Raw genomic sequence first — 6926 nt, 5'->3', positions numbered from 1 at the left:
GACCAACCACCTCGACCTGGAGATGCGCGAGGCGCTGGCCGAGGCGCTGAGCGATTTCGAGGGCGCGATCGTGATGGTCTCGCACGACCGGCACCTGATCGGCCTGGTCTGCGACACCTTCTGGCGCGTGGCCGACGGCGTGGTCGAACCGTTCGACGGCGACCTCGACGCCTATGCCGCGTGGCTGCGCACTCGCCCCGCCGCGCAGGGCACCAAGCAGAAACTGGCCGAGGCCGCGCCGACCCCGCCGCCGCCGGTCAAGCCGCTGCCGGCGAAGAAGCCGCCGAACCCGCACAAGCTGGCCGCCGCGGAGAAGCGCGTGGGCGAACTGGAAGCGGCGCTGGCCGAACTCGACCGCCAGCTCGCCGATCCCAAGCACTACGCCGATGCGGAGAAGATGGCGGTGCTGGGCCGCGAGCGCGAGGCCGCCGCGCGCGACCTGGCCCAGGCCGAGCAGACGTGGATGGAGTTGATCGACGGCGCCTGAGCCTCGGTGGATCTCGCCATTGCCGGTGTGTGCCGGCGAGCACGGACGATCCACGTCGAGCTGACGGTTCCTTCTCCCTGCGGGACCATGGCCCCCTTTTCGGGGGAAGGTGCCCCAAAGGGGCGGATGAGGGTGCGGGTGCCTGGGGACTCGGAGTGGCCGGCCGTGCGTGCCGGCGTACCCTCACCCCAACCCCTCTCCCGGTGGGAGAGGGGCTTCAATCGCTTCTTGACGCCGCTCCAGGCCAGACCGGAGCGCGAGCCGGCCCATCCCTGTGGGAGGGGCTTCAGCCCCGACGCCGCATCGCCTCAGCCAACGGCAAGTCCCACCTGCATTGCATGCGCCAGCGCCCAGCGCTGCGCGCGCGCCTGCCCCACGAGGACGCTGCTGGCGACAGTGGCAGGCCGTGCCCGGCGCAATCGCGCGCGCCGGACATGCCGTGCAGGATGAGGACGATCGCATCCGCCGACGCGCGCGGCGCCGGCCCGTGCCGCTCAGGCGGCAGCGCTGGCCACGACCAGCAGGCCGCCAGCGATCGCCGCCCAGTCCAGCGGCGTGCGCGAGCGCAGGCTCTGCAGCGAGGGGCGGGCGGTCGGCGTCGGCCGGAGGCTGGCCTTGAGCGCCATCAGCGCCAGGCCAGCGGCGCTGAGCGCCCAATGCCATTCGCTGGCGCCGCCGCGCAGGAAGTAGGCCAGATGCAGCACACACAGGCAGCCCAGGACGGCTGCCAGCACGACGTCACGCGAGACCAGGCCCGGACGGGCGGTCAGGACAGCACGGTTCATCAGCATGTTTCCCCCGAAACGGTCAGCGCCATCCCCGGCGCACAGTGCGACTGCGACCAGGATCATATTTCGGGCCTGCCCGGCCGCCAAGCGGCAGTGCACAAATTCTTCACATTACTGTCAGGCCTTGCTGGTAAGCGAAGCAAGGTGCATGCCGGCGTGTGCCCAAGCCCTCCCGGCGCCTAATGCGGCGGCAGCGGTGTCGCTCAGTCGGCCAGTGCGGCCTGCTCGGCCAGCAACCACTCGCGCAAGCGCCGGGCGGCGTCGCTTTCCGCGCGCGAGCGCAGCCGGGTCAGCCAGTAGCGGCCCAGGTCGATGCGGGTGCTGAACGGACAGACCAGCCGCCCGGCATCCAGGTCCTGGGCGAACAGCCGCAGCGGCAGCAAGGCCACGCCGTGGCCGGTCGCGGCGATGCTGGCCAGGGTCAGCGAGGCATCGCAGATCGGGCCGCCCGCCTGCACCTCGGGCGCGCCGGCGGCCTGCAGCCAGCGCGGCCATTCGTCCAGCCGGTAGGAGCGCAGCAGGGTGGTCCTGGCGAGGTCGGCGGGCGTGCGCAGCAGCGGCGCCAGTGCCGGCGCACACACCGGCGCGAACGGCGCGTCCAGGATCGGCGTGGCGTGCTGGCCCTGCCAGTCGCCATCGCCGAAACGGATCGCCAGGTCCAGGCCTTCGCCGGCCAGGTCGACCCGGTTGTTGTGGGTGTACACGCGCAGTTCGATGTCCGGGTGCGCGGCGTGGAAGGCGTCCAGCCGCGGCAGCAGCCAACCCGCCGCGAAGGTGCCGACCACGCCCACTCTCAGCGTCTCGCGATAGCGACCGCCGGCGAAGCGCTGCAGCGTCCCGGCGATGCGGTCGAAGGCCTCGGTCAGCACCGGATGCAGGCGCAGGCCTTCGTCGGTCAGGGCCACGCCGCGCGGCAGGCGCTGGAACAGCACCACGCCCAGGCGCGCCTCCAACTGTTTGATCTGATGGCTGAGCGCGGCCTGGGTCACGCACAGCTCGGCGGCGGCACGGGTCAAATTCTGGTGCCGCGCCGCGGCCTCGAAGGCGCGCAGGGCGTTCAACGGCAGATGCGGACGGATCATCGCCAGGTATCAATTCGGCTCATGGGTGCGATTGAATAACCTCGCTGGTGGGGGTGGGTCAATGCGGCCATCATCCTGGCTCCCGACGGAGGTGGACGATGCTGACGAGACGACGGTTCCTGCAGGGTGTGGGCATGGGCGCGAGCCTGCTGGTCGTGGCTGGTGCACAGGCAAAAAACGCGAAAAAACCGACGCCGACGCTACAACTGCGGCTGGCCGAGATCGAGCGTCGCAGTGGCGGCCGGCTCGGCGTGAGCCTGCTCGACGGTGGCGGCGCAACACTGGGCGGACAGCGCCAGGACGAGCGCTTCCCGCTGTGCAGTACCTTCAAATTTCTATTGGCAGGGGCGGTGCTGCAGCGGGTCGACCGCGGCGAACTGGCCCTGGAGCGGCGCGTGCCGGTGCGCAAGGCGGATCTGCTGGCGAATGCGCCGGTGTCCGAGCGCCATGTCGGCGCCACCCTCAGCGTGGTCGAACTGTGCCGCGCGGCGATGATCTACAGCGACAACACCGCGGCCAACCTGCTGCTGCCGCTGGTCGGCGACCCGCCCGGGGTGACCCGCTTCCTGCGTGCGCTGGGCGATACGCAGACCCAACTGGACCGCAACGAGCCGGGCATGAACGAGTTCGTCGCCGGCGATCCGCGCGACACCACCACGCCGGCCGCGATGGCGGGGACGATGCGCGCCTTGTTGCTCGGCGAGGTGCTGCAGCCGGTGTCGCGACAGCGCCTGATTGCCTGGATGCGCGACAACCGTACCGGCAACGACTGCCTGCGCGCCGGCCTGCCGGCGGGCTGGCAGATCGGCGACAAGACCGGCAGCAACGGCACCGATACCCGCAACGACATCGCCATCGTCTGGGCGCCGGGACGGCCCACGCCGCTGCTGCTCACCGCCTATCTCAACGGCGCCACGGTCGACAGCGCCGCGCGCGATGCGACGCTGAAAGCGGTGGCGCAGGCGGTCGTGGCTTCGCTGCCTGCGCAGACGCGGCGTACCGGTTAGGCGGCGTTGCGCGCGTTGCATCGACTGCGTTCGCCGCAATCGCGCCGGATGCAGGTCGCTATCCCGTAGGCGCGGCTTCGGCCGCGACAGGTTTTATCGCGAAGGTCAGTCGCGGCTGATCCCACGAGCGGGAGCCGCCGCCATGCGTACGAGACGCTGCTCGCGATCATCGGCGACGCCACGTGCTGATGCCGCGCGCGACCGCCCGCGTTGTACCAACGGCCACGGCCACCGCGGCTGTGCTCACTGATCGTGCGGTCCCTTCCATTCCCCATCCTGTTCGGAGCGTCCCATGCGTCGATTCGTCTGCTGTTCGTTGGCCATCGCCCTCGGTCTGTCTGCCTACGCCGCGCAGGCGCGGGTCTGGGAACCCGCACCGGGCCACGTGCAGGTGCCGATCTGGCCTGGCGCGGTGCCGGATGCGCTGCCGCATCCGAAGCCGGAAACGGCTGGGCCCGGGGCTAGGATCGACAACGTCAGCCGGCCGACCATGACGGTGTACCCGGCGCAGGGCCACAACACCGGCGCCGCGGTGGTGGTGTTTCCCGGCGGCGGCTACCAGATGCTGGCGATGGACCTGGAGGGCACGGAGATCTGCGACTGGCTGGTCTCGCGCGGCATCACCTGCGTGCTGTTGAAATACCGCGTGCCGAACTCCGGGCCGACCTGGGTCAACGACCGGCGTTACTACCCCAAGGTGCAGACCGCGCTGCAGGACGCGCAGCGCACGCTGGGCCTGGTGCGCCAGCAGGCCGCCACCTGGGGCGTGGACCCGCACAAGATCGGGGTGATGGGCTTTTCCGCCGGCGGGCACCTGGTCGCCGCGACCAGTACGCATTTCGCCAAGCGCACCTATCCGCTGGTGGATGCCGCTGACCGCGTGAGCTGCCGCCCGGATTTCGCCATCGCCGTGTATCCCGGCCATCTGTGGGTGCACGAGGACGAGGATGACGACACCCGCAATCCCACCGATCTGGCGTTGCGTCCGGACATCCGCGTCGTCGCCGACACCCCGCCGACCTTCCTGCTGCAGGCCCAGGACGACCACGTGGACGGCGTCTCGCAGGTGCTGGCGTACTACGTCGCGCTCAATCATGCCGACGTGCCGACGGAAATGCATATCTACGCCCAGGGCGGCCACGCCTTCGGCCTGCGCGCCAAGCACCTGCCGATCGCACAGTGGCCGCAGCTGGTGGAGACCTGGCTGCGGACGATCGGGGTGCTTGAGGGCCGGGATTAGGGAGTCGGGATTCGGGATTGGCAAGAGCGTGTCAGTGCGCGGATTGCGCTTTCACGAATCCCCAATCCCAAATCCCGGACGTTGTCACGAATCCCCAATCCCGCCCGCCTCAGACGGGTCCGGGGCCTTGATAGTTGGGCGGGCTCTCCTGATACAGCCGCGCCGCCCCGCCCATGGCTGGATCGCTGATGCCGGGCTTGCCGGTTTCCACGCGGCCGGCCAGGCGCTGGCGGGCGTTGTCCTGGATCAGCCACAGGTCGTACCAGCCGCCGCTCGGCTTGGCATTCCAGCGACTGCGCTGCTCGGCGCCGGGCGCCAGCGTCACCCGCTGGCGCGGTTGTGCCTGGGCGTAGGCGGCCGGTTCCAGGGACACCTCGAGTGGCGCGGCACCCGGATTGCGCAGGACCAGGCACAGCGCCTGCGCGTCGGTCGGCTCCTGGACGATCTCGGCCTGCAGCAGCGGGGCGCTGAGGTCGCCGCGGTAGTGGCGGTGGAAGCCGTTGGGGCCGAGCAGCCACAGGTCGTAGCTGCCGTCGTAGGTGGTCCAGGTGCCGTCCAGGGTCGCGCCAGCGCCCACCGTGTAGCGGCGCGGGATCGACTCCAGGAGGTAGCGGTCGTAGACGTGCAGCACCGCCGCTGCGCCGGTGTTGGCCATGCGCAACTGTACCTCGCCGCGCTCCGGCACGTGCTGCAACTGCACCGTTGGCCGATACGGCAAGGCACGTGCGCGGCGCACGCCGAACGCCTGGCGCGGTGCCTGCAACTGCGCCGGCAGCGGTGGCACTGCGTGGTCGTGCAACGCCGCGGCGCGCGCGGCCGCCTCGCGCACGTCCGGCAGGTCGGCGACGAACGGACGGGTGTCGGCCTGGCGGAAATCGAAGGCGTTCAGCAGGTCGCCGCAGACCGCGCGGCGCCACGGGGTCAGGCCGGCGGCGGCGACCCCGAAGCGGCGCTCCAGCAGGCGCAGCACCGAGGTGTGGTCGTAGACCTGCGAATCGACCCAGCCGCCGCGGCTCCACGGCGAGATCACGTACAGCGGTACGCGCGGGCCGAGGCCGTAGGGACGCCCACGCAGCTCCGGCGGATCGGCCTTGGCGTCGCCCGGTGCAGGATGCAGGTGGTATTCGCCGTCGGTGGCGACGCTGGAGGCGCCGGCCCAGCCGCCGGCCGCGGACGGGTCGGGCGAGGGCGGGGCCGGTGGCGGCACGTGATCGAAGAAGCCGTCGTTCTCATCGAACATCAGCAGCAGCGCGGTGCGCGCCCACACCTTGGGATCGGCGGTCAGCGCATCGAGCACGCGCGCGGTGTAGGCCGCGCCCTGCGCCGGGCTGGACGGATCGGGATGCTCGCTGCCGGCGGCGTCGGCGATGATGAAGCTCACCGACGGCAGCCGCGCAGCCAGCACGTCCTCGCGCAACTGCGCCAGGCTGCGGCTGGAGACGCCGCGTGCGCGCAGTTGCGGATCGTGCCCGGGTGCACCACGCCAGGCCGCGCGGAACGGCGCGAAGCCGGCCAGCGGGTTGTCGGTGAAGTTGTCGGCCATGTCCTGGTAGATCTGCCACGACACGCCGGCCTGCTGCAGCGCTTCGACGTAGCTGGGCCATCGGTAGTCGTCCGGATCGCCGCCCAGTTCCGGGAAGTTGTCGTGCGAATTGGCGATGACCGGGCCGCCGGCGCGCGCATGCGGATCGTTCTGCCCGGTCCACAGGAACACGCGGTTCGGATTGGTGCCGGCCTGGATCGCGCAGTGGTAGGCATCGCAGACGGTGAAGGCGTCGGCGAGGGCGAACTGGAACGGCAGGTCGTCGCGTTCGTAGTGGGCCAGCGCGTGGTCGCGTTTGGCTGCCGGCCACTGGCCCATGCGGCCGTGGTCCCAGGCCTGCTGCGCGTTCGGCCAGGTATGCGGGGTGCCCTGCACGCGCATGGTGGCGAAGTCGCGTGCGGTGCGCAGCGGGAACGGCGCGAGCTGGCGGCTGCCGTCGGCGCTGGGCTGCAGCCAGACCGTGCGCGGTGCGGTGTCGGGCAGCGGCGGGGCGGGGATCGGGAAACGGTCGCCGAAGCCGCGCACGCCGGGAAGGCTGCCGAAGTAATGGTCGAAGGCGCGGTTCTCCTGCATCAGGATCACCACGTGCTGCAGGTCGTCGAGGGTGCCGCTGCGCACGTCCGGGGGGATCGCGGCGGCGCGGGCGATGCTCGGCGGCAGCAGCGCGGCGGCGCTGGCGGTGAGGCCGGCGCGGAGCAGCCGGCGGCGGGTCAGGTCGGTCATGGTGGTCCCGGGGAACGCAAAGCGGCGGCGGCCGGGATCGGTCGCTGCCGCGAGAC

The 6926-nt window shown here is 71.2% G+C and carries 5 protein-coding genes and 1 pseudogene; 3 read left to right on the top strand and 3 right to left on the bottom strand.

Annotation, left to right across the window (positions count from 1 at the left end; genetic code table 11):
- Positions 1 to 487: pseudogene (locus CEK65_RS03560) on the top strand (ABC transporter ATP-binding protein); the annotation flags it as partial.
- Positions 488 to 981: 494 nt separating this feature from the next.
- Here CEK65_RS03560 and CEK65_RS03555 read toward each other — a convergent pair.
- Together CEK65_RS03555 and CEK65_RS03550 are read right to left on the bottom strand one after the other, a co-directional pair.
- Positions 982 to 1272 (bottom strand): hypothetical protein, encoded by a 291-nt coding sequence (locus CEK65_RS03555; protein ID WP_039727065.1) that lies wholly within the window; start codon positions 1270 to 1272, stop codon positions 982 to 984.
- 206 nt (positions 1273 to 1478) lie between these two features.
- Positions 1479 to 2357 carry a LysR substrate-binding domain-containing protein gene (locus tag CEK65_RS03550; RefSeq protein ID WP_152180792.1) on the bottom strand — a complete coding sequence of 293 codons (879 nt, stop codon included), beginning with the start codon at positions 2355 to 2357 and terminating at the stop codon, positions 1479 to 1481.
- Between the two features lie 98 nt (positions 2358 to 2455).
- On the opposite strand from CEK65_RS03550, the gene bla reads away from it, so the two are divergent.
- Together bla and CEK65_RS03540 are read left to right on the top strand one after the other, a co-directional pair.
- The gene (gene bla, locus CEK65_RS03545; protein WP_152180791.1) at positions 2456 to 3364 is read left to right on the top strand and encodes a class A beta-lactamase; all 909 of its coding nucleotides are present in this window, start codon (positions 2456 to 2458) and stop codon (positions 3362 to 3364) included.
- A gap of 316 nt (positions 3365 to 3680) precedes the next feature.
- Entirely contained in the window at positions 3681 to 4604 is a 924-nt protein-coding gene (locus CEK65_RS03540) for an alpha/beta hydrolase (protein ID WP_152180797.1), read from the top strand.
- Positions 4605 to 4713: 109 nt separating this feature from the next.
- Here CEK65_RS03540 and CEK65_RS03535 read toward each other — a convergent pair whose 3' ends face one another.
- Positions 4714 to 6870, bottom strand: a complete 2157-nt coding sequence (locus tag CEK65_RS03535) for a phospholipase C, phosphocholine-specific (RefSeq protein WP_152180790.1) — start codon at positions 6868 to 6870, stop codon at positions 4714 to 4716.
- Positions 6871 to 6926 lie beyond the last annotated feature (56 nt).

Origin of the sequence: Xanthomonas sp. LMG 12459, from assembly GCF_009192905.1 — a bacterium.
GTDB lineage: Bacteria > Pseudomonadota > Gammaproteobacteria > Xanthomonadales > Xanthomonadaceae > Xanthomonas_A > Xanthomonas_A sontii.
Note: the sequence above shows the minus strand (reverse complement) of the source record. Positions and strands in the feature narration are given on the sequence as shown.

Excerpts from the sequence above, each read along its gene's own strand:
- bla (WP_152180791.1), top strand. The coding sequence starts at position 2,456 with ATGCTGACGAGACGACGGTTCCTGCAGGGTGTGGGCATGGGCGCGAGC.
- CEK65_RS03555 (WP_039727065.1), bottom strand. The coding sequence starts at position 1,272 with ATGAACCGTGCTGTCCTGACCGCCCGTCCGGGCCTGGTCTCGCGTGAC.
- CEK65_RS03535 (WP_152180790.1), bottom strand. The coding sequence starts at position 6,870 with ATGACCGACCTGACCCGCCGCCGGCTGCTCCGCGCCGGCCTCACCGCC.
- CEK65_RS03550 (WP_152180792.1), bottom strand. The coding sequence starts at position 2,357 with ATGATCCGTCCGCATCTGCCGTTGAACGCCCTGCGCGCCTTCGAGGCC.